The organism is Nocardia canadensis, assembly GCF_032656385.1.
Taxonomy (GTDB): Bacteria; Actinomycetota; Actinomycetes; order Mycobacteriales; family Mycobacteriaceae; genus Nocardia; species Nocardia canadensis.
In genome coordinates this window covers 294,873-315,420 of record NZ_JAVCWB010000010.1, presented here as the reverse complement: position 1 = coordinate 315,420, position 20,548 = coordinate 294,873, and the positions used below count along the sequence as shown (strand labels likewise).

The 20,548-nt window shown below is 71.0% G+C and carries 19 protein-coding genes; 11 read left to right on the top strand and 8 right to left on the bottom strand.

Annotated features, from left to right (window positions below; all coding sequences use genetic code 11):
• Positions 1-492, bottom strand: a complete 492-nt coding sequence (locus Q7X29_RS25100; protein ID WP_316575543.1) for a hypothetical protein — start codon at positions 490-492, stop codon at positions 1-3.
• A gap of 287 nt (positions 493-779) precedes the next feature.
• Between Q7X29_RS25100 and Q7X29_RS25095 the strand changes: the two genes are divergently transcribed.
• Positions 780-1,343 (top strand): alpha/beta hydrolase, encoded by a 564-nt coding sequence (locus tag Q7X29_RS25095; RefSeq protein ID WP_218718454.1) that lies wholly within the window; start codon positions 780-782, stop codon positions 1,341-1,343.
• A gap of 40 nt (positions 1,344-1,383) precedes the next feature.
• Here the strand turns inward: Q7X29_RS25095 and Q7X29_RS25090 are convergent, their stop codons facing one another.
• Positions 1,384-2,427, bottom strand: coding sequence for an alpha/beta hydrolase (locus Q7X29_RS25090; protein WP_316575542.1), 1,044 nt, complete (start codon positions 2,425-2,427; stop codon positions 1,384-1,386).
• Between the two features lie 288 nt (positions 2,428-2,715).
• Between Q7X29_RS25090 and mqo the strand changes: the two genes are divergently transcribed.
• From mqo to Q7X29_RS25055, 7 genes are all read left to right on the top strand, one after another.
• Positions 2,716-4,188 carry a malate dehydrogenase (quinone) gene (mqo, locus tag Q7X29_RS25085; RefSeq protein ID WP_255587727.1) on the top strand — a complete coding sequence of 491 codons (1,473 nt, stop codon included), beginning with the start codon at positions 2,716-2,718 and terminating at the stop codon, positions 4,186-4,188.
• 12 nt (positions 4,189-4,200) lie between these two features.
• Positions 4,201-4,650 (top strand): GNAT family N-acetyltransferase, encoded by a 450-nt coding sequence (locus Q7X29_RS25080; protein WP_218718451.1) that lies wholly within the window; start codon positions 4,201-4,203, stop codon positions 4,648-4,650.
• Positions 4,651-4,753: 103 nt separating this feature from the next.
• Positions 4,754-6,865, top strand: coding sequence for a magnesium chelatase subunit D family protein (locus tag Q7X29_RS25075; protein ID WP_316575541.1), 2,112 nt, complete (start codon positions 4,754-4,756; stop codon positions 6,863-6,865).
• 261 nt (positions 6,866-7,126) lie between these two features.
• On the top strand, positions 7,127-7,741 hold the full coding sequence (gene cobO, locus Q7X29_RS25070) for a cob(I)yrinic acid a,c-diamide adenosyltransferase (RefSeq protein ID WP_218718449.1): 615 nt from the start codon (positions 7,127-7,129) through the stop codon (positions 7,739-7,741).
• A gap of 151 nt (positions 7,742-7,892) precedes the next feature.
• Positions 7,893-9,299 (top strand): cobyrinate a,c-diamide synthase, encoded by a 1,407-nt coding sequence (locus tag Q7X29_RS25065; RefSeq protein WP_316575540.1) that lies wholly within the window; start codon positions 7,893-7,895, stop codon positions 9,297-9,299.
• A 10-nt stretch (positions 9,300-9,309) separates the two neighbouring features.
• On the top strand, positions 9,310-9,723 hold the full coding sequence (locus Q7X29_RS25060; RefSeq protein ID WP_316575539.1) for a cobalamin biosynthesis protein: 414 nt from the start codon (positions 9,310-9,312) through the stop codon (positions 9,721-9,723).
• A 390-nt stretch (positions 9,724-10,113) separates the two neighbouring features.
• Positions 10,114-11,712, top strand: coding sequence for a TROVE domain-containing protein (locus Q7X29_RS25055; RefSeq protein ID WP_316575538.1), 1,599 nt, complete (start codon positions 10,114-10,116; stop codon positions 11,710-11,712).
• 64 nt (positions 11,713-11,776) lie between these two features.
• On the opposite strand, the gene Q7X29_RS25050 is transcribed toward Q7X29_RS25055, so the two are convergent.
• A complete protein-coding gene (locus tag Q7X29_RS25050) occupies positions 11,777-12,886 on the bottom strand; it encodes a hypothetical protein (RefSeq protein WP_255587725.1) in 1,110 nt (369 codons plus the stop codon).
• Between the two features lie 15 nt (positions 12,887-12,901).
• Positions 12,902-14,032 carry a phosphotransferase family protein gene (locus Q7X29_RS25045; RefSeq protein WP_218718446.1) on the bottom strand — a complete coding sequence of 377 codons (1,131 nt, stop codon included), beginning with the start codon at positions 14,030-14,032 and terminating at the stop codon, positions 12,902-12,904.
• Positions 14,033-14,222: 190 nt separating this feature from the next.
• On the opposite strand from Q7X29_RS25045, the gene Q7X29_RS25040 reads away from it, so the two are divergent.
• Positions 14,223-15,578, top strand: coding sequence for a DoxX family protein (locus Q7X29_RS25040; RefSeq protein WP_316575537.1), 1,356 nt, complete (start codon positions 14,223-14,225; stop codon positions 15,576-15,578).
• A 2-nt stretch (positions 15,579-15,580) separates the two neighbouring features.
• Here Q7X29_RS25040 and Q7X29_RS25035 read toward each other — a convergent pair whose 3' ends face one another.
• Genes Q7X29_RS25035 through Q7X29_RS25025 form a run of 3 tightly spaced genes read right to left on the bottom strand, consistent with a single transcriptional unit; the run spans position 15,581 to position 17,172 of the window.
• The gene (locus tag Q7X29_RS25035) at positions 15,581-16,531 is read right to left on the bottom strand and encodes a poly(ethylene terephthalate) hydrolase family protein (RefSeq protein ID WP_218718444.1); all 951 of its coding nucleotides are present in this window, start codon (positions 16,529-16,531) and stop codon (positions 15,581-15,583) included.
• A gap of 27 nt (positions 16,532-16,558) precedes the next feature.
• Complete coding sequence (locus Q7X29_RS25030; protein ID WP_316575536.1) at positions 16,559-16,702, bottom strand: hypothetical protein; 144 nt, start codon at positions 16,700-16,702, stop codon at positions 16,559-16,561.
• Entirely contained in the window at positions 16,699-17,172 is a 474-nt protein-coding gene (locus tag Q7X29_RS25025) for a nucleoside deaminase (protein WP_316575535.1), read from the bottom strand. The genes Q7X29_RS25030 and Q7X29_RS25025 overlap by 4 nt, the downstream gene beginning before the upstream one ends.
• A gap of 124 nt (positions 17,173-17,296) precedes the next feature.
• Between Q7X29_RS25025 and cobA the strand changes: the two genes are divergently transcribed.
• Complete coding sequence (cobA, locus tag Q7X29_RS25020; RefSeq protein WP_316575534.1) at positions 17,297-18,538, top strand: uroporphyrinogen-III C-methyltransferase; 1,242 nt, start codon at positions 17,297-17,299, stop codon at positions 18,536-18,538.
• 78 nt (positions 18,539-18,616) lie between these two features.
• Positions 18,617-20,077 carry an MFS transporter gene (locus Q7X29_RS25015; RefSeq protein ID WP_218718501.1) on the top strand — a complete coding sequence of 487 codons (1,461 nt, stop codon included), beginning with the start codon at positions 18,617-18,619 and terminating at the stop codon, positions 20,075-20,077.
• A gap of 21 nt (positions 20,078-20,098) precedes the next feature.
• Here Q7X29_RS25015 and Q7X29_RS25010 read toward each other — a convergent pair whose 3' ends face one another.
• Complete coding sequence (locus Q7X29_RS25010; RefSeq protein ID WP_316575533.1) at positions 20,099-20,497, bottom strand: PPOX class F420-dependent oxidoreductase; 399 nt, start codon at positions 20,495-20,497, stop codon at positions 20,099-20,101.
• Positions 20,498-20,548 lie beyond the last annotated feature (51 nt).

The following is a 20,548-nucleotide window of genomic DNA, read 5'->3' as shown; positions in this document are numbered from 1 at the left end:
TCAGCTCTCGCCGGGGGTGTTCGGCTTCGAAACATCGGCACCGGCAGGGGAATCGGCTCCGTCGGCCGCTGCGGTGACAGCAGGTCTCGCCCGCGCCGGCGCGGAGGCCGCGAGGCCGAACACCAGGGCGGGCCCGCCGAGGACGAGGACGCCGACCAGCCAGATGAAATCGGTGGCGGCGGCCCTGGCCGAGCGATAGGCGAAGCTGTCCACGCCGATATCGATGAGGACCATCCGGGCGCTGACGGTGTCACCTGATCGCACATCGAACAGGCGGACGGCGCTGCCGTCCTCGACGTTCGTGCCGATGCCGGCCCGACTGCGGCCGCCCATCAGCCCGCGCGAGCTCTCGTCGACGTGGACGGTGACCTCGCGACCGAACCCCAACAGGTAGGCGGTGGCGTTGATCGGCTGGGTGATCCCGAACAGTGCGCCCGCGCCGAAGAAGAGGGCGCCGACAGCGCACAGCACACGCTGGATGATTCGCTTCACAAGCCCCCCGTGAACGCCGATCGATCGGTTCGGCCGTCATCGTACGGCGTGCCCGGCGCCGCCGGGAGGGGAACTCCGCACACCTCCTCGCTCCGGTACGTGGCTCGTACCGCACCCGTCGCCCGCTGTGCGGCCGCTCTCCTCACAGCCGCGACCGGCCCGCTGTGACAGGTCTGGCAATTCGGGCCCTCCGGATTGGGAAAGCCCAGGACACGGGCAAAAACAGACCGGCCGGGCGGAGCGCAACACGCTGCCGTGTTCAACCGGGCCGTGTACCGTACACCGGCATGAAATCTCGGCGGATCACGGTCGGTGACCGGGCCTGGACAGTGCGGGTCGACGGCCCACAATCGCGGCACAATGTGCTGTTGCTTCCCGATGCGGACGATCCGGCCGACGTGTTCGACACCGTGTGCGCGCGGCTGCACGAATCCGATCTGCAGACCGTCGTGCTGGAGTCCGTCGAGGGGCTCGAGCCCCCGGCCGTCCACGCGATTCTCGACGAACTCGAGCTGCCGTATGTGAACGTCGCGGGACGCGGTGCGGGCGCGGCGCTGGCCTGGCGGCTGTGCGCGGGCCGGTTCGGGCGGTTCATGAGCCTGGTGGTCGCCGATCACGGCCATCCGGCGGTGCCCGACGCCGACGGCACGGCTCCCGACGCGTCCTGTCCGCCGCTCGAGCTGCCGGTGACCATGCTGGTCACCAAGAGCCTGCCGCGTGCCGTGGCCGATGCCTCCGGCCGCTACGTCTACGGCGAGTTCCGGGTGGTCCCGGTCGAGGTCGACAACATCGCCACCGAGGGCGCCCACGAACTGGCCACCGAGATCGTCCTGCGGACCAGCCTCTGGTGAGCGGCGGCCGGGACCTCGCGGTCCCGGCACGCCACCCGGCTCAGTTCTTGCGGTAGGCCGCCAGCCAGTCCAGCCAGCTGTCGGTCTCGGCGAAAGCGTTGGCGCGCACCGCTTCCGAGGACAGGAACACATCGTGGCGGGCGCCGTCGATCGGCACGATCGTGGTGCGCTCGCCCAGGCAGCCCGCCCAGCGCTGGATCTGCTTGACGTCGAGCACGGCGTCGGCGACATCGACGGCGGGGCTGTGGGCCCGCGCGAATCTGGTCAGCCGCGAGCGCAGGATGAGCGCGGGCACCCCGATCGCCAGTCCCTGGTGCAGGCGGGCCTGTCCGCGCCGGATGGCGCGCAGCCAGCCCAGCCGCACCGGCTCGCCACTGAGCGGCTTCCAGTCCAGGTTGTAGTCCCACTCGCCCTTGCGGCTGTGGTGCAGGCTGTCGCCGTAGGCGGTGCTGACGCCCACGGCGGGCAGCTGCGCGAACGCCCTGACCTTGCCGACGGCGTTGATGATCGGCGTGCCGACGGTGCGGTAATACGCCGGACCCTGCAGGTCGAACCACGGGCTGTTGAGCACGACGCCGACCACGCCTGCCGCGGCGCTGCCGCCGGCGGCCTCGAGCCGGTCCAGCCACAGCGGCGCCACCAGTCCGCCGGTGGAGTGCGCGACGATCAGGACGTCGTTGCCGGTCTCCGCGCGCGCGATCCGCAGCGCCTCGTTCAGCTCGGCGTCGTAGAGCGCCAGGTCGCTGACGAAGTGCGCGCTCTGCCCGGCCCGCCGCGAACGACCACATTTACGCAGGTCGAGAGCGTAGAAGCGGTGTCCGCGGGCCGCGAAGTGCTCGGCCACGTGCTCCTGGAAGAAGTAGTCGGTGAACCCGTGCAGATAGAGCACGGTCGGCTCGGTGGCCGGCGCGGCGGCGTCGGGCAGATAGCGCACGAGCGTGGCCACCACCTCGCCCTCACCGTCGGGATCGGGGCCCAGCGGCAGGGTGCGCTGCTGGTAGCCGGTGCCGAGGACATCGGATTGCCACTGCTCATCGGTCCGATCGGCGGTGCCGGCGGGATCGAGTGAGGTTTCGTTCGTCACACCGCTCAATCTATCGCGCGGTCAGCGCGACGTGCAGTGTTGGTTTAGATCACATTCGGTAGGTCGGTTGCGGTACTACGAACGGCTGAGGTGCACAATTGGCTTCAGGTGAACGACGGGTAACCTACTCCCCGGCGATTCACCGCGAGTCGCACCAAACCACGAAGCGCCCGCGCCCAAGCGAACTCACCCCGGTGGGTAGCTGAGAAGGACAAGGAAGTCGAAGTACCCGTGTCGAACGCTGCGAAGACTGAAAAGACCGATGTAGTTCTCATCGGCGCAGGCATCATGAGTGCCACGCTGGGCGCGCTGCTGCGGCAGCTGCAGCCGGAGTGGACCATCTCGGTGTTCGAGCGGCTCGACGCCGCCGCCGCGGAGAGCAGCGATCCGTGGAACAACGCGGGCACCGGGCACTCGGCGCTGTGCGAACTCAACTACAGCCCGCAGAACGCCGACGGCTCGGTCGACATCGGCAAGGCCGTCGACATCAACGAGCGCTTCCAGGTCTCCCGGCAGTTCTGGGCCTCGGCCGTCGACACCGGCGTCCTCGACGACCCGTCCGGGTTCATCAACCCTATTCCGCACGTCAGCTTCGTGCACGGCGCCGACAACGTCGACTACCTGCGCAAGCGCTACGAGGCGCTGGCGCCGCACCCGCTGTTCCGCGGCATGGAGTACATCGACAGCCCCGACGAGTTCGCCGCGCGCCTGCCGCTGATGGCCAAGGGCCGTGACTTCGCCGACCCGATCGCGCTGAACTGGACCGACGGCGGCACCGACATCGACTTCGGCGCGCTCACCAAGCAGCTGCTGGCCTACATCGGCAAGTCCGGCGGCGAGATCGCCTTCGGCACCGAGGTCCGCGACCTCGCCAAGCAGTCCGACGGCAGCTGGAACGTCACCGTCCGCAACCTGCGCACTTTCCGCAGCCGCACCGTCAACGCGAAGTTCGTCTTCGTCGGCGCCGGTGGTGGCGCGCTGCCGCTGCTGCAGAAGTCCGGCATCAAGGAGGCCAAGGGCTTCGGCGGCTTCCCGATCAGCGGTCAGTTCCTGCGCTCGACCAACCCGGAGCTGATCGCCGCGCACGAGGCCAAGGTCTACGGCAAGGCCGCCGTCGGCGCGCCGCCGATGTCGGTGCCGCACCTGGACACCCGCGTCATCAACGGCCGCAAGGGCCTGCTGTTCGGCCCCTACGCCGGCTGGACCCCGAAGTTCCTCAAGGACGGCTCCAACACCGACCTGTTCAAGTCGATCAAGCCGAACAACATCGGTTCGCTCGTCGGCGTCGGTCTCACCGAGATGGGCCTGACCAAGTACCTGATCAGCGAGCTGCTCAAGTCGCAGAACGGCAAGATCGGTGTGCTCGAGGAGTTCCTGCCGCGTGCCGAGGGCCGCGACTGGGAGCTGATCACCGCCGGTCAGCGCGTGCAGGTCATCCGGAAGAAGGGTGCGGGCGGTGTGCTCGAGTTCGGCACCGCGGTCATCTCCGCCGAGGACGGCACCATCGCCGGCCTGCTCGGTGCCTCGCCGGGCGCCTCGACCTGTGTCACCGCGATGCTCGACGTCATGCAGCGCTGCTTCCCGCGCGAGTACGCCGACTGGACCCCGCAGCTGAAGCAGATGATCCCCTCGCTGGGCCAGAAGCTGTCGGAGAACCAGGCCCTGTTCCAGGAAGTCTGGGACTGGACCAACAAGTCGCTGAAGCTGGACGCCAACAACACGCCCGCGCAGCCGGAGGCGGCCACCTACGCGCAGGTGTGATAGCAAGACGCGATGATGTCAACGGTCGCATTGAGACGGGCGTGGGCGGCGGATCTGGACCCCGCCACCCTGTACCGGTTGTTGAAACTGCGCGTCGAGGTATTCGTCGTCGAGCAGGCCTGCGCCTATCCCGAGCTGGACGGGCGTGACCTGCTGCCGGAGACCCGGCACCTGTGGCTCGACGACGAGGGTGAGGTCATCGCCACGCTGCGGCTGCTCGAAGAGCACGAGGACGGGGTGACCAGCTTCCGGCTCGGTCGGCTGTGCACGGCCGTGCCCGCCCGTGGGCACGGCTACACCACCCGGTTGCTGCAGGCGGCGCTGGCCGAGACCGGTTCGGCCACCGTCCGTCTGAACGCGCAGTCCTACCTGGTCGACATGTACGCCAAGTACGGCTTCGTTCCCGACGGCGAGGAATTCCTCGACGACGGCATCCCGCACGTCCCGATGCGTCGGGGCTGACAGTCCACTCGCGAGGTCCCCGGCACGGTGCCGGGGACCTCGCGTCTTTCCGGCGCCGATGCCCGGGGTCCGGTCGTGATCAGGGCGCGAATACAGTGGGGGCGTGCCTGGTTTTGCTGATGTCGCCGCTGGTCCGCACACCGCCGCTCGCTCGGCGGGTGAGGCGGGCTTCCCGTTCTCGGCGGTCGTCGGCCAGGAGCGCCTGCAGCTGGCATTGATCTTGTCGGCGGTGCACCCCGGGATCGGTGGCGTGCTGGTGCGGGGCGAGAAGGGCACCGCGAAGTCGACGGTGGTGCGCGCGCTGGCCGAGTTGCTGCCGCCGGTCGTCGACGAGAGCGGCGCGCGGCCCGCCCGGCTCGTGGAACTGCCGGTGGGCGCCACCGAGGACCGTGTCGTCGGGTCGATCGACCTCGAACGGGTCCTGCGCGACGGTGAGCAGGCGTTCCGGCCCGGTCTGCTGGCCGCGGCCCACCACGGCGTGCTCTACGTCGACGAGGTGAACCTGCTGCACGATCACCTGGTCGACGTGCTGCTCGACGCGGCGGCCATGGGCCGGGTCCACGTCGAGCGCGACGGTGTCTCGCATTCGCATCCGGCGCGATTCGTGCTGGTGGGCACCATGAACCCCGAGGAGGGCGAACTCCGGCCCCAGCTGCTGGACCGGTTCGGCCTCACCGTCGACGTGGCCGCCTCCCGCGTGGTGGACACCCGGATGGCGGTGGTGCGCAGGCGCCTGGACTACGAGGCCGACCCCGCCGGCTTCGCCGCCCGCTACGCCGACGCCGATGCCGTTGTCGCCGAACGGATTCTGACCGCGCGCGACCGGCTGCCCGGCGTGACCCTCGACAACGCCGAACTGCGGCGGATCGCGGCGCTGTGCGCGGCGTTCGACGTCGACGGGATGCGCGCCGATCTGGTCGTCGCCCGGACCGCCACCGCGCACGCCGCATGGTGCGGCCGCGACCGGGTCACCGAAGACGATGTGCGGATCGCCGCCGAGCTGGCCCTGCCGCACCGGCGCAGGCGCGATCCGTTCGACGAGCCGGGGATCAGTGAGGAGCAGCTGGACGAGGCAATGCGGTCGGCCGCCGACGAGGTCGACAAGGCCTCGGCCACCGACAAATTCGACGACGATCCGCGAGGCGAGACGCCCGGCGACGATCGCGACGGCGACGCGTCCGGCAGCTCGGGACCGCGCGCGGTCGACGACGGTGCCGACCGAGGCCCTGCCGACGAGGGGCCCCAGGGCCCCGAGGACGGGGGACCGGCCGACCCGGGCCCCGACGACGGCGGACCCGACGATCAGGGTCCCGACGACGGTGGTCCCGACGGCCCCGACGACAACCCGGGCGGCGGCCCCCACGGCGGCGGATCCCGGCCCGCGGCCGACAGCGTCTCCGGCACACCGGGTTCCGTCTCGAAGCCCGCACCGCGCTGGGAGGTTCCCGGTATCGGCGAAGGCGCGCCGGGCCGCCGGTCCCGCGCCCGGACCCGCACCGGCCGCATGGTGCGCCCCAGCACCGACACCTCGACCGGGCTGCACCTGCTGGGCACCGTCTTCGCGGCCGCGCCTCGGCAATTCGAGCGCGGCCGGTTCAGCGGTCCGCTGGCGCTGGCCGCCGAGGACCTGCGTGGCGCGTATCGCGAAGGGCGCGAAGGGAATCTGGTGGTGTTCGTCGTCGACGCGTCCGGGTCGATGGCCGCGCGCGACCGGCTCACCGCCGTCACCGGCGCCATCGTCACCCTGCTGCGCGACGCCTACCAGCGCCGCGACAAGGTGGCCGTGATCAGCGTGCGCGGCAGCGCGGCCGAACTGGTCCTCCCGCCGACCTCCTCGGTCGACATCGCCGTGCGCCGCCTGGCCGGTCTGCGCACCGGTGGCAAGACCCCGCTCGCGGCGGGCCTGCTGAAGGCGCGCGAGGTGATCGCCCGCGAACACGTCCGCGACCCGCGCCGCCGCCCGATGCTGGTACTGCTGACCGACGGCCGCGCCACCGGTGGTGTCGATCCGCTGCCCCGCGCCCGCGCCACCGCGCGTCTGCTGGCCGGGGAGGGACACACCGCGATGGTCATCGACTGTGAACGCGGCATGATCCGGCTCGGCCTCGCCGCCGAGCTGGCCCGTGACCTGCGGGCCCGCTACCTGCGCCTGGACGAACTCACCGGCGACAGTGTCGCCGATGTCGTCCGGGCGACCGGCGCTCGCGCCGCCTGACCCGAGCGCCCGCACCCGGCGACCTGGGCGATCGACGGGGCGGCATCGGCCGGTCGCGCGTCGCCGCCGAGGACGTTCCCCGACGGTAGTGGGAGGGTCGGGCGGCCGGAGGACGCCCTGATAGAAATGGTGAGCGACAGTCGCGCGACCGGTCGACCGGTGCGCCGTCGGGTGCTCGAGGCACTGGCGCGGTCGTCCATCGACAGTGCGGTCCACCCGGGCCGCGGACCGGCGCGTCGGTGCCGAGAAGGAGGAGTCTTCGTGCCCAAGGGTGTTCCGGAAGTCGTGCCGGAGGACGGCCTCACGACACGGCAGCGGCGCAACCAGCCGGTGCTGGCCGTCCACACGGGCCCGGGCAAGGGCAAGTCCACCGCCGCCTTCGGGATGGCGTTGCGGGCCTGGAACCAGGGCTTCGACGTGGCCGTGTTCCAGTTCGTCAAGAGCGCCAAGTGGAAGGTCGGCGAGGAAGCCGCGTTCCGCACGCTCGGCGAGGTGCACGAGCGGACCGGTGCCGGTGGCGCGGTCGAGTGGCACAAGATGGGCGAGGGCTGGTCGTGGACCCGCAAGCACGGCACCGAGGAAGATCACGCCGCCGCCGCGCTGTCGGGCTGGCAGGAGATCTCGCGACGGCTCGCCGCCGAACAGCACCGCTTCTACGTACTCGACGAGTTCACCTACCCGCTCAAGTGGGGGTGGGTCGATGTCGACGAGGTCGTCGAGACGCTGACCAGCCGCCCCGGTAACCAGCACGTCGTCATCACCGGCCGCGACGCGCCGCAGGCCTTGATCGACGCCGCCGATCTGGTCACCGAGATGACCAAGGTGAAGCACCCGATGGACGCGGGCCGCAAAGGCCAGCGCGGGATCGAATGGTGACCGTCACCGTGACGGACGCGCCCCTGTCCGTCGCCCCCGCCCGGACCGGCGACGCGACGATGCCGAGCACGGGTTCCGGCCCGCGCGGCGTCGCGGTGAGCTGGTTCGGTTGCGGTCCTCGGTGCGGTGACGGCACGGGCGAGGTGCGGCGATGAGCGCGCCGGCCGTGGTGATCGCCGCCCCGGCATCCGGCAGCGGCAAGACGACCCTGGCCACCGGCCTGATCGGCGCGCTGCGCCGGGCGAATCATCGGGTGGCGCCGTTCAAGGTCGGCCCCGATTACATCGACCCCGGCTATCACGGTCTCGCGGCCGGGCGGCCCGGCCGCAATCTGGATCCTGTTCTGGTGGGCGAGGATCGGGTGGTGCCGCTGTATCGGCACGGCGCGCACGGCTGCGATATCGCCGTCGTCGAAGGCGTGATGGGCCTGTTCGACGGTCGCATCGACGAGAACCGGACCGAGGCGGTCGCCGAAGGCTCCACCGCGCAGGTCGCGAGCCTGCTCGGGGCGCCGGTGGTGCTGGTCGTCGACGCGCGCGGACACTCCCAGAGCCTGGCCGCGCTGCTGCACGGCTTCGCCACCTACGACTCTTCGGTCCGGCTGGGCGGGGTGATCCTCAACCGGGTCGGCAGCGAACGCCATGAGCAGGTGCTGCGCGCGGCGTGCGATCGCGTCGGCATCCCGGTCCTCGGCGCGCTGCCGCGCATGGCCGAATTGGAAGTTCCCTCACGGCATCTGGGGCTGATTCCCGCCGTCGAGCACGGCACCGCCGCCACCGCAGCGGTCGACGCGATGACCGAACTCGTCGCGGCCCACATCGATCTCGCGGCGATCGTCGACCTCGCGGGCGGGTCGGTCCGAGGTCCGGCTTGGGACCCCGCGAGGGAACTGACCGCGGGCAGCGAAGCGCGGACAGGACCGACCGACGCGATCGTCGGCACCACCGGCAGCGGTCCGCTGATCGCGATGGCCGGGGGACCGGCGTTCACCTTCGGCTACGCCGAACATCGCGAGCTGCTGCTCGCGGCAGGCGCCCAGGTGGTCGTCTTCGATCCGCTGACCGACGAACTCCCCTCCGGTACAGCGGGATTGGTGCTGCCCGGGGGTTTTCCCGAGGAGCATGCGGGCGCCCTGTCGGCCAACGAGAAGTTACGTGCGGCGATCGCCGAAGGCGCTGCCCGCGACCTGCCGATCCACGCCGAATGCGCGGGCCTGCTCTACCTCACCCGCTCCCTCGACGGCCATCCGATGGCCGGCGTCATCGACGCCGACGCCGAATTCGGCCCCCGCCTGACCCTCGGCTACCGCGACGCCGTCGCCCTGCACGACTCCACTCTCTGGCAGGCAGGCACCCGCGTCCGTGGCCACGAATTCCACCGCACTCGTCTCACCCGGGTCGGCCCGGAGAACGCCGCCTGGGGCTGGCGCACCACGGCTTCGGTCACCGAGGGCGCGGTGATCCGGCAGGTCCACGCCTCGTACCTGCACACCCACCCCGCCGGAAACCCGGCCGCCATCACCCGATTCGTCGCTGCCGCACGTCGATTCGATCGATGACGGCGAAGCGATGGACAGCGCCGACGCGATGATCGAGCGGACGGCGGGCAGGGGCGCGGTGATCGTCGGGCTCGGCGTCCGACCTGGTACCGACGCGGAAAAGATCACTCGTGCGGTCGAATCGGTCGTCGCGGGGTCCGCCGCCGTGACCTGCCTGGCGACGATCGACCGTCGCGCGGCCGATCCCGGGGTCCGCGCGGCCGCGGCGGCGCTCGGTGTGCCGGTGGTCGCGTTCGGCGCCGAGCAGCTGGCCGAGGTCGAGACGCCGACTCGCTCCACTCGGACGGCGCGGGCCGTCGGCACGGCCTCGGTCGCGGAGGCGGCGGCATTGCTCGCGGGCAGGGGCGAACTGTTGTGCGGGCGAACCGTTGTGGACGGCGTCGTAGTCGCCGTCGCGACGGTGGGGGCGAGCGACTCGGATTAATTCGCTGGGCAAGATCACCTCCGCCCCGTACCGTCATCTCCAGCAGCAGCACGGCGGACCGGATCCGGTCGGTTACCTTCAGATGGGGATGTCGCGGGTTCGAATCCCGTCCACCACCGCGCGGTGGTGGTAGCTCAGTTCGGTAGAGCGCCTTCCGGTCGGGACACACACGTCCGCTGTGCGGCTGCGGTGCACAGGAGCAGGACGGACCGGATTCGGTCGGTTATCTGGCGAGGACTCACAGTCCAGCAGGTTCGAGCCCTGCGGCGGAAAGCGGTTTCCGTTTCCCGGCCGAGACACCCATGTCCGTCCGCTCCGCGCATCGTCACACGCCCCGGTGGGTCCCGGGGCCGAAACCGCAACGCCGGTCGCTGTATCGGAGGGGGAACAATGAACATTCTGTCGCGATTTTCGCGTCGCAGCACGCCGCAGACCAGTCCTGCCGATGCCCGGCAGGTCGTCAACGCCGCGGGCGGCTACGTCTTCGAGATCACCCCGCAGGCCCGGGTGCGCCGATTCCTCACCCTCGGAACGGAATCCGGAACCTACTACGTCAGCGCCGCCGCGCTGACCGCCGACAATGCCGAGTTCATCGCCGCGTACGCCGCCGAGCACACCGCCGACCTGGTGCGTGAGATCGTCGAGATCTCCACCGGCGGGCGTGCCCCGCGACCGAACCCGGCCCTGTTCGCGTTGGCGGCCGCCGCCGCGCTCGGTGATGTCGACGGTCGCCGGGCCGCGCTCGCGGCGCTGCCGCTGGTCGCGCGCACCGGCACCCACCTGTTCCTGTTCGCCGGCTACGCCGAGCAGTTCCGCGGCTGGGGTCGCGGCCTGTCCCGCGCGGTCGCGAACTGGTACCTGGACAAGCCGGTCGGTGACCTGGCGTTTCAGGTCGTGAAGTACCGGCAGCGTGAAGGCTGGTCGCACCGCGACCTGCTGCGCCTGTCGCACCCGGCGACCACCGAGGACGAGCGGCGCAGGCTGTTCGACTGGATCTGTGGCCGCACCCCGGACCTCGACGGCCTCGACCTGGTCGACGGTTTCCAGCGCGCGCAGTCCGCACCGGTCGAGCAGGTACCCGAGCTGGTCCGTGCGTACCGGCTGAGCTGGGAGATGCTGCCCGACGCCGCGCTGAACACGCCCGAGGTGTGGGAGGCGTTGCTGGACAACGGCATTCCGCAGACGGCGCTGCTGCGTCAGCTGCCGCGCCTGACCCGGCTCGGCCTGCTGGCTCCGCTCGGTCCGCGCACCGCGGCGATCTGCGCGCAGCTCGGCGACCCGGAGCGGCTGCGCAAGGCACGCGTGCACCCGGTCGCGGTGCTGATCGCGCTGCGCACCTACGCGTCCGGGCGTTCGGCACGTGGCGCCGGTACCTGGACGCCGTCGGCACCGGTGGTGGACGCGCTCGACGCGGCCTTCTACGCGGCGTTCGAGACGGTGCGCCCGACCGGTCTGCGGCACCTGCTGGCGCTGGACGTGTCCGGGTCGATGACGTCGCCGATCGCCGGGCTACCGCTCTCGGCGCGCGAGGCCTCGGCCGCGCTCGCCCTGGTCACGGCCCGGACCGAGGAGCGGCACCAGATCGTCGGGTTCACCGCGACGGGCACCCGCTGGCAGGGGGCACGCAACCTGTCCCCGCTGGCCATCTCGCCGCGGCAGCGCCTCGACGACGCCGTGCGCGCGGTGTCGGGTCTGCCCTTCGGCGGGACCGACTGCTCGATGCCGATCCTGCACGCGCTGGAGCAGGGCATCGAGGTGGACGTGTTCTCGGTGTACACCGACAACGAGACGTGGGCGGGCTCGGTGCACCCGCACCAGGCGCTGGCCCGCTACCGCCGCGAGGTGAACCCGCGGGCCAAGCTCGTGGTGGTCGGCATGACCGCGACGAGGTTCAGCATCGCCGATCCCGACGACGCGGGCATGCTCGACGTCGCGGGCTTCGACGCCGCCGTGCCGTCGCTGCTGGCCGACTTCGCCACGGCCGCCTAGGAAATCGCCGACCGCCGCGACCTCGTTGTCGCGGCGACGGCTTTCCTCTCGCGAGGTCGGGTCGTCAGGGGGCGACCGAGGACCAATCCGCGAAACCGGTGGGGTCGTGGCGGCCCATCGAGGCGTGCTCGAACAGGCCCCAGCCCTCGGCGTCGCCGCAGCGGGCGTAGCCGATGTGGTCGATCACGCCGTAGGGGGTGCGGGCGATGATCGCCGGGTCGGTGAGGTCGTAGGAACTCGACAGCGACCAGTCCCGGCCCATCCAGCGGCCGTGGGTCCAGTCGGGGTCGGGTCCGTAACCGCAGCCGACGTGCAGGGCGATACCGGGCCGGGACTCGATCTCGACCTCGAGCGGCTTGCCGTCGGGGGTGGTCATGTCCAGGCGCACCGACTTCGGGTGCCGGGTGCCCGGCTCGTAGGTCCAGTGCATCCGTGGCCAGCCCAGCTGTTCCTTGCGGCCGTCGTGCCAGATCCGGACCGCGTTGTTGAGCGTGCGGGTGCCGTCGGGCTCTTCCTGCACGATCACCACGATGGCGAACTCGTCGAAGCGCAGCGGCGCGTACAACCACCAGAACCCGCCCGCGCCCTCGGCCGCGGCGCGCCCTGGCGGCTCCGGCTCGCCCGAGGGCCGGATGCCCCAGGAGCGGTCGCGACTGCCGGTCCACGCCGCCGGGTCGACGGTGATGTCGCGCCCGTCGACGGCGAGCGTGCCCGCCCAGGAACCCAGCTGGGCGAACCGAGAGGCCTCGATGATCGGCCGGGTGCCGGACAGGATCAGGTGCGGCTGCTCCTGCACCGCCGGGTGCGCGCCGGTCCAGGTGAGGTCGAAGCCGAGGTCCTCGTGCTCGCACACCACCCGCAACTGCCGCAGCGGCTCGATCACCTCGATCCGGTAGCCGCCCACCGCTGTGGTCAGATCGCGCGAGGTGAGCGCGTCGGAGAAGCGCACGCTGCGCTGGGTGTCACCGTGGCGCACCGTCGCGAACGCGTCGACCACACCGAGGTTCGGGTAGACGCCGAACCCGGTGATCAGCATCGCGTCGCCGGCGGGGTCGAAGGCGTTGAAGTAGTAGCGGTCGTAGAAGTTGCGGTCGCTGGTGGCCACCCTGGCCAGCGACAGCGGGGTCTGGTGGACCGGGTATTCGTCCAGGGGGACGGGCATGATTGCGTTCATGGTCGTGTCTCCTTCTCAGTCCCACTCGTAGGTGCCGTCGAGCAGAGCCTCGAGGCTGAGCCGGTGCATCACGTAGTCGTCGAGCTCGGCGGGCACGGTGTCCTCACCGAAGTGGATCATCCGCCGCTTGATCCGGGCCATCACGATCGCGTGCCGCAGCGCGGCGTAGATGATGTAGAAGTCCAGATCGCGGACCGTATGTCCGGTCAGCTCTTCGTATTTCGCGACCACCGCGTCCTTGCGCAGGAAATCGGGCAGGCCGGGCTGATCGAAGCGGGTGGCGATGTCCTGGAAGAAGCGGTGGATGAAGATCACCCAGCCCAGGTCGAGTTCGCGCGGGCCGAACGTGGCCATCTCCCAGTCCAGCACCGCGGCGGGGGTGAACCCGTCGAACAGGATGTTGCCGGGGCGGGCGTCGCCCCAGTTCAGCACCTCGGGGCCGGTCTCGGCGGGCCAGTTGGCCTCGAGCCACTCGAAGGTCCGCTCGATCAGCGGGATCTCGACGCCGTCGTCGGTCAGCGCCCACCGGTACCAGGCGCGCTGGGCCTCGAAGTGCCTGCGCAGCGCCGGACCCTCGCCGTCGAGGCGCGGGAAGCGACGGGCGATGTCGTCGATGGCGTGGATGCGGGCGATCACGTCGACGGTCGCGTCGGCGATCCGCGCGCGTTCCTCCACAGTCGCGTCGAACACCCAGCCGAAGAAGACGTACGGCGGGTTGTCCGCGGGCGCGCGTCCGTCGACCTTCTCCATCACCAGGAACGGCGAACCGAACACCGATTCGTCGAGTTCGAGCCAGCGCAGCACCGGCACGGCGACGTCCGAGGCCGCGCCGACGCCCGCCATCACCTCGTACTGCATCGGCAGGTCATAGGAATCGAAGACCGGGAAGGAGCCGTCCTCGGGTGCCATCCGCAGCACGAACGAGCCGCTCTCGACGACCCCGCCGACCGACCATTCGGCGTCGAACAGGATGGTCGTGCTCGACATGCCGCCGGTGGCGGGCTTGCTCGGATTGCCGACCTTCGGCGGTACGTCGGCGCCGACCTTGCCGGCCAGCCACTGCGACAACTGCTCGGCGAGCTCGTCGAGGTCGCGCTCGGTGACCGTGAGCGACTGTTGCGCGGTGGGATCCGGATCGTCGGACATCTATGAGTACCCCTGTCGGCGAGATGGAACACGTTCGATACCGGCGTACCGGACGGCCGACGGGAATGTAAGCCGTCAGTCGGTGAGTGAGATTCAGGGTTGACACGGTAAAGATGGGGGTTTTCCCGGACGCGCTCGTCCACGACACCAGTTAGCTTCGGTAGCAATCGAACTCGACGAGGAGGCAACGGTGACCGCCGTGACCACGCAGCGCGCCCACGACGCGATCGCGAGCCCGCCGCCGCCGCCGATCTGGCATCCGGTGACGCGGCTCGCCTTCCGGTTCAGCGTCGCCTATCTGGGTCTGTTCTGCCTGTGGATGGCGCAGATCACCTTCGTCTTCCTCGGGGTGTTCGCGCTGCACCTGCCCGAGGACGCCGTCGCCTGGCAGATGCTCTCACTGGCCCCGGTGAGCCGCTGGATCGGCGAGCACGTGTTCGGGGTCGAGGCGGAGCTGGTCATGAACGGCAGCGGCGACCAGGCCGCGATCTGGATCCAGTGCGGGCTGGTGCTGGTGGCCGCGATCCTGGTCACGGTGGTCTGGTCGGTGCTCGACCGGCGCAGGCGCGCCTATCCGCGGATGGCGAGCTGGTTCCTCACCCTGCTGCGGCTGTGCGTCGGCGGGCAGATGCTGTTCTACGGGTTCGCCAAGCTCATCCCGACCCAGATGCCCGAGCCCGCGCTCACCACCTTGCTCACCCGCGTCGGTGACCTGAGCCCGATGTCGATGCTGTGGACCCAGGTCGGCTCGTCCCCGGCCTACGAGATATCGCTGGGTGCGGCCGAGGTGCTCGCCGGGTTGCTGCTGTTCTGGCCGCGCACGGCCACCCTCGGCGCGATGCTCAGCGTGATCAGCATGGCGCAGGTGTTCCTGCTGAACCTCACCTTCGACGTGCCGGTGAAGATGCTGTCCGGGCATCTGCTGCTGATGAGCCTGGTGCTGCTGGCGCCGCAGGCCCGGCGACTGGCGAATGTGCTCGTGCTGGAACGTGATTCGGGACCTCTCGGCCAGCCGCCGCTGTTCGGCTCGGCGCGGGCGAACCGGTGGGCGAGCGTCGTGCAGATCGCGACGGGCCTGTGGATCGTCGCCGGCTGCCTCTACCTCGGGGAGAAGTCCTGGGACGAATACGGCGGTGGCGTATCGAAACCCGAGCTCTACGGGATCTGGGACGTCACCGAGTTCACCGCCGAGGCGACCCCGGTGCCGCCGCTGACCACCGATCCGGTGCGCTGGCAGCGCTTGATCGTCGACGCGGGCTCGGCGGGCTATCAGCGGATGGACGACTCGATCGTGCCGGTGGTCGCCGCTTTCGACCCCGAGGCGCACACGATGACCCTCACCGCCGCGCCGTCGGCACCGGGCGAAACGCCCACGGCGGTCACCACCTTCACGGTCGACCGGCCCGCCGACGACCGGCTGACGCTGCGCGGCGAGCTCGACGGCAAGCCGGTGACGGTCACCCTCACCCGGCTGGATCTCGACAGCTTCCCGTTGCGCGGCACCGACTTCCGCTGGGTGCAGAACAACCCGTATGTCGGCGGCTGAGATCAGCCGGTGAAAGTGCCGGTCTGATTGCGCCAGTGCGGTGACGGCGCGAACAGCGCGCCGGAGCCGGAGACGAAGGCCGCCGCGGCGCGGGCATCGCCGCGCAGCCGCGCGGCCAGCCACGCCGTCGGATAGCCGAGGAAGCCGTACACGCCGGTGCCACAGGCGAGCTGGTTGTCCGCGCAGCCGGGATCGCCCTGGATATCGTTGTGGTCGGCGCCCTCGAGCGTCGCCCACACCTTCGGCACGGTGAGCGCGTCGTAGTAGGCGCGGTGGGACTGGACGCCGACGACCTCGACCGGCAGCGACTGCTCCGACGGGGAGATCAGGGTGTCGGCCGAGCCGTTGATCAGGAACACCGAGCCGGTATCGATCGCGGCCGGATCGGTGCAGCTGAGGGCATCCGAGCACAGGCCGGTGCGGGGCAGTTCGACGGTGATCGCGGTGCGGATCGCCCCACCGGCGCGCCGCATCGCGTTGAGGGCACCGGACGCGCCCTGGGAATGACCCACCACGCCCACCGCCGTGTGGTCGAGCCGCCCGGCGAAAACGCTGGTCGGATCGGCGGATTCGGCGATCAGGCGGTCGAGTGAGGCGAGGATGTCGATACCGGAACCGGTGTACTGGTTCTGCGTGGCGATCACCACGAATCCCCACGACGCGAAGTGCCGCAGCAGGTGCCGGTACTGGGTGGGCACCGCCTGCGTGCCGTCACCGAACAGCACGATCGGATGGCCGGTGCCGAGCTCGCTCGGATACCACAGGTCGAACGCGGCACCGGTGGTGTCGCAACACAGTTCGCCGATCCGCTCGGTCACGGCGAACGGGCCCGGCGCGGCGTAGTGCGCTTCGACACCGGCCGCGGGCTCGTAGGTCGGGGCGGCGACGGCGGGTCCCGGCCCGGCCAGCAGAAGGGCGGCGATGATCGGGACGAGGCGGGACCAGGCGGGCATGGGTCGCGAGTGTACGGGGCGCACCGGTCAGGTCAGTGTGATGGCGTCCAGGCGCACGCGCAGGAAGTCGGCCCGGCGCAGACTCTCGTCCACCTCGCGCCGCACCGCGGCGGCCGCGGCACCGCCGGTGCGCCAGCGGGCCAGATCGACCGAGGCGATGGCGCCGCTCATGCCGGCGTCTCCCTGGTCGGTGCGTCGGCGCCGCCGATGTCCTCGAACCACAGGTCGGGGCGGTCGGCGATGAACGCGGTCATCAGCGCCACACACCGCGGATCGTCGAGGACGAGCACCCGTACGCCGTGGTCGGCGAGCCAGTCGTGGCCGCCGTGGAAGGTGCGCGCCTCGCCGATGATCACGGTGCCGATGCCGAACTGGCGGACCAGGCCGCTGCAATACCAGCACGGCGACAGGGTGGTCACCATGATCGTGGAGCGGTAGTCGCGGCGACGCCCCGCGGCGCGGAAGGCGTCGGTCTCGGCGTGCGCGCTCGGGTCGTCGTTCTGGACCCGGCGATTGTGGCCGCGTCCGAGCAGCGTGCCGTCGGCGTCGAACAGCGCGGCGCCGATGGGGACACCGCCCTCGGCCCGCCCGCGCAGGGCTTCGTCGTAGGCCACGGCGAGAAGTGCGTCCGGCTCGGTCATGGTCTCCACTGTCGCGCCACGGGGACCCCACGGCAACGCGGGCGCGCCGACGGCGGGCGATCGCGGCGGCGGTGTCGGCGGGCCCGTTCGGCGGGCGGCGAGCCAGGAACTAGGCTGGGACACTGTGCCGAACACGTCTGACACCGCATCGACCCCGCCCGCAGGCGACCCGAACTACCTGGTCGGGCTCGATCTGCGCGGACGCAGAGTAGTCGTGGTCGGCGGCGGCACCGTCGCCCAGCGCCGCCTCGGCCTGCTGGTGGCCGCGGGCGCCGACGTCCACGTGATCAGCAAGGCGGTCACGCCGGCCGTCGAGGGCATGGCGACCGCCGGTCAGATCACCGTCGAACTGCGTGCCTACGCCGACGGCGACCTCGACGCGGCCTGGTACGCGATGGCCTGCACCGACGAACCCGAGACCAATGCCGCGGTGGTCGCCGAGGCGACCGCGAAGCGGATCTTCTGCGTGCGCGCCGATGTCGCCCGTGACGGCACCGCCGTCACCCCCGCCACCGCCCGCTACGACGGGCTGACCCTCGGCGTGCTGGCCGGTGGCGCGCACCGGCGCTCGGCCGCCGTGCGCAACGGCCTGCTCGAGGCGCTGCAATCCGGTGTGGTGACCGACGATTCGGAGCCGGTGACCCCCGGCGTCGCCCTGGTCGGCGGCGGACCGGGCGACCCGGACCTGATCACCGTGCGCGGCCGCAGGCTGCTCGCCCGCGCCGATCTGGTCGTCGCCGATCGGCTCGCGCCGCCGGAACTGCTGGCCGAGCTGGGACCGCACGTCGAGGTGATCGACGCGGCGAAGATCCCCTACGGCCGCTCGATGGCGCAGGAGGCGATCAATCTGGCCCTGGTCGAAGGGGCCAAGGCGGGCAAGTTCGTCGTCCGGCTCAAGGGCGGCGACCCGTACGTGTTCGGCCGCGGGTACGAGGAGCTCGAAGCCTGCGCCGAGGCGGGGATCCCGGTGACCGTGGTGCCCGGCATCACCAGCCCGATCTCGGTGCCCGGCGCCGCGGGCATCCCGGTGACCCATCGGGGCGTGACCCACGAGTTCGTCGTGGTCAGCGGGCACGTCGCCCCCGATCACCCCGATTCGCTGGTCGACTGGGCGGCGCTGGCCAGGCTGCGCGGCACCCTCGTGCTGATGATGGCCGTGGAGCGGATCGACAAGTTCGCCGACGCGCTGCTGGCCGGTGGCCGCCCGGCCGAGACGCCCGCCGCGGTCATCCAGGAGGGCACGCTGCGCACCCAGCGGGTGGTACGGGCCGATCTGGGCACGGTCGCCGAGAAGGTCAAGTCCGAGGGCATCCGGCCCCCGGCGATCATCGTCATCGGCCCGACCGCGGGTTTCGGGCTGGACTAGCTTCGCGGGCCGCGCACCCGTGCGTTGCCGCCGCGCCAATTACACTGCCTCGTTGTGCTCGATAAACCCGCTGCGACGATGCAGTATCCGGTGACGAAGCGGGCCTTCGGCCTCGCCATCCTCGTACTGAGCGGCCTGCAGCTCATGGTCGTGCTCGACGGCACCGTCGTGATCTTCGCCCTGCCGCGCCTGCAGGAGGAGATGGGGCTGTCCAGCTCGGGCAGCGCGTGGACGGTGACCTCCTACGGCCTGACCTTCGCCGGGCTGATGCTGCTCGGCGGCAGGCTCGGTGACGCGTTCGGCCGCAAGCGCATGCTGATCTACGGCGTCGGCCTGTTCACCGCGGCCTCGCTCGCCTGCGGCCTGGCCACCGGCGAGGCGATGCTGCTGATCTCGCGCGCCTTCCAGGGCGCCGGTGCCGCGATCGCGGCACCGACCGCGTTCGCGCTGGTGGCCACCACCTTCGCGCCGGGGCCCGCCCGCAACCAGGCGATCGCGATCGTCGGCTCCATGGCGGGTATCGGCTCGGTCGGCGGCCTGGTCGTCGGCGGTGCGCTCACCGAGTTCTCCTGGCGCTGGATCTTCCTGATCAATGTGCCGATCGGCGCGCTGATCGTGCTCGGCGCGGTCTACAAGCTCACCGACACCGCCCACCACCGCACCCCGCTCGACATCAAGGGCGCCATCCTGGGCACACTCGCCTGCGCGACGATCGTGTTCGGCGCGACCGAGGGCCCGGCGATGGGCTGGACCAGTCCGCTCATCCTCGGCTCGCTGATCGGCGGTTTCGCGCTGCTGGTGGTCTTCGTGCTCACCGAGCGCCGCGAGGCCGATCCGCTGCTGCCGTGGTCGCTGTTCGACAGCCGCGACCGGGTCGCCACCTTCGCGCTGATCTTCCTGGCGGGCGCGGTGCTCGGCGCGATGACGTTCTTCGTGGCTCAGCTGTTGCAGAACGTGCTCGGCTACAGCCCGTTGCAGGCCGGTGTCGCCTCGATCCCGTTCACCATCGGCATCGGTGTCGGCGGCGCGGTGGCGTCGAAGGCGGCGCTGGTGATCGCGCCGCGCTGGCTGCTGTCGGCGGCGGCGGTCGTGCTGGCCTGCGGGCTGCTGTTCGGGTCGACGCTGGACCGGCACGTGCAGTACCTGCCGACCCTGCTGGCGCTGCTGCTGGTGATCGGCTTCGGCGTCGGCGTCGCCATGGTGCTGGCGCCGCTGTGCGTGCTGGTCGGGGTGCCGTCGTCGAACATCGGCCCGCTCTCGGCGGTCGGGCAGATGTTCATGAACCTGGCGACCCCGATCGCGATCGGCCTGCTCAGCCCGATCGCCGCCTCGCGCACCCTGTCCCTGGGCGGGCGCGACGGCCGGGCCGCGGACATGACCACGGCCGAGATCGACGCGCTCAACAGCGGTTACACCCTGGTGCTGCTGTGCTGCGCCGGTCTGGCGGTGCTCGCCGCACTGGTCGCGCTGACGTTGCGGTTCACCCCGCAGCAGCTGGTCCAGGCCCAGCACGCCCAGGACGAGGCCCAGCGCGCCTGAGACCGCCGGGCCCCGGTCCGCTCAGAGGCGACCGGCGACCCGGTGCGGGGTGATCCGCACGATCACCCGCTCCGCGTCGTCGACGGAGGCCGGGTTGAACTCGCGGTAGGGCTTGCCGGTGTACTTGAGCGACATCTCGTCGGGCAGCGCGCGCTCCGGATCCGGGATGGTGGTGGCCGTGCCCCGGATCTCGGCGTAGAGGAACGGCCGCTCCGGCGGGTTCACCATCACCGTGATCCGCGGGTCGCGCACGAGGTTCTTGGCCTGCTGCCGCGCGACGGTGGTGGAGAACAGCAGCTCGTCGCCCTCGCGCTTGATCCAGACGACGGTCAGATGCGGGTGCCCGTTCGCGCCGACCGTGGCGACGGTCGCGTAGACCTTCTCCTCGTCCAGATACGACTTCAGTTCGTCGGAAAGCACTGCGGTATCAGTCACGCTCCGGGACAACGCGTCCCGCGGCGGGCGCATTCC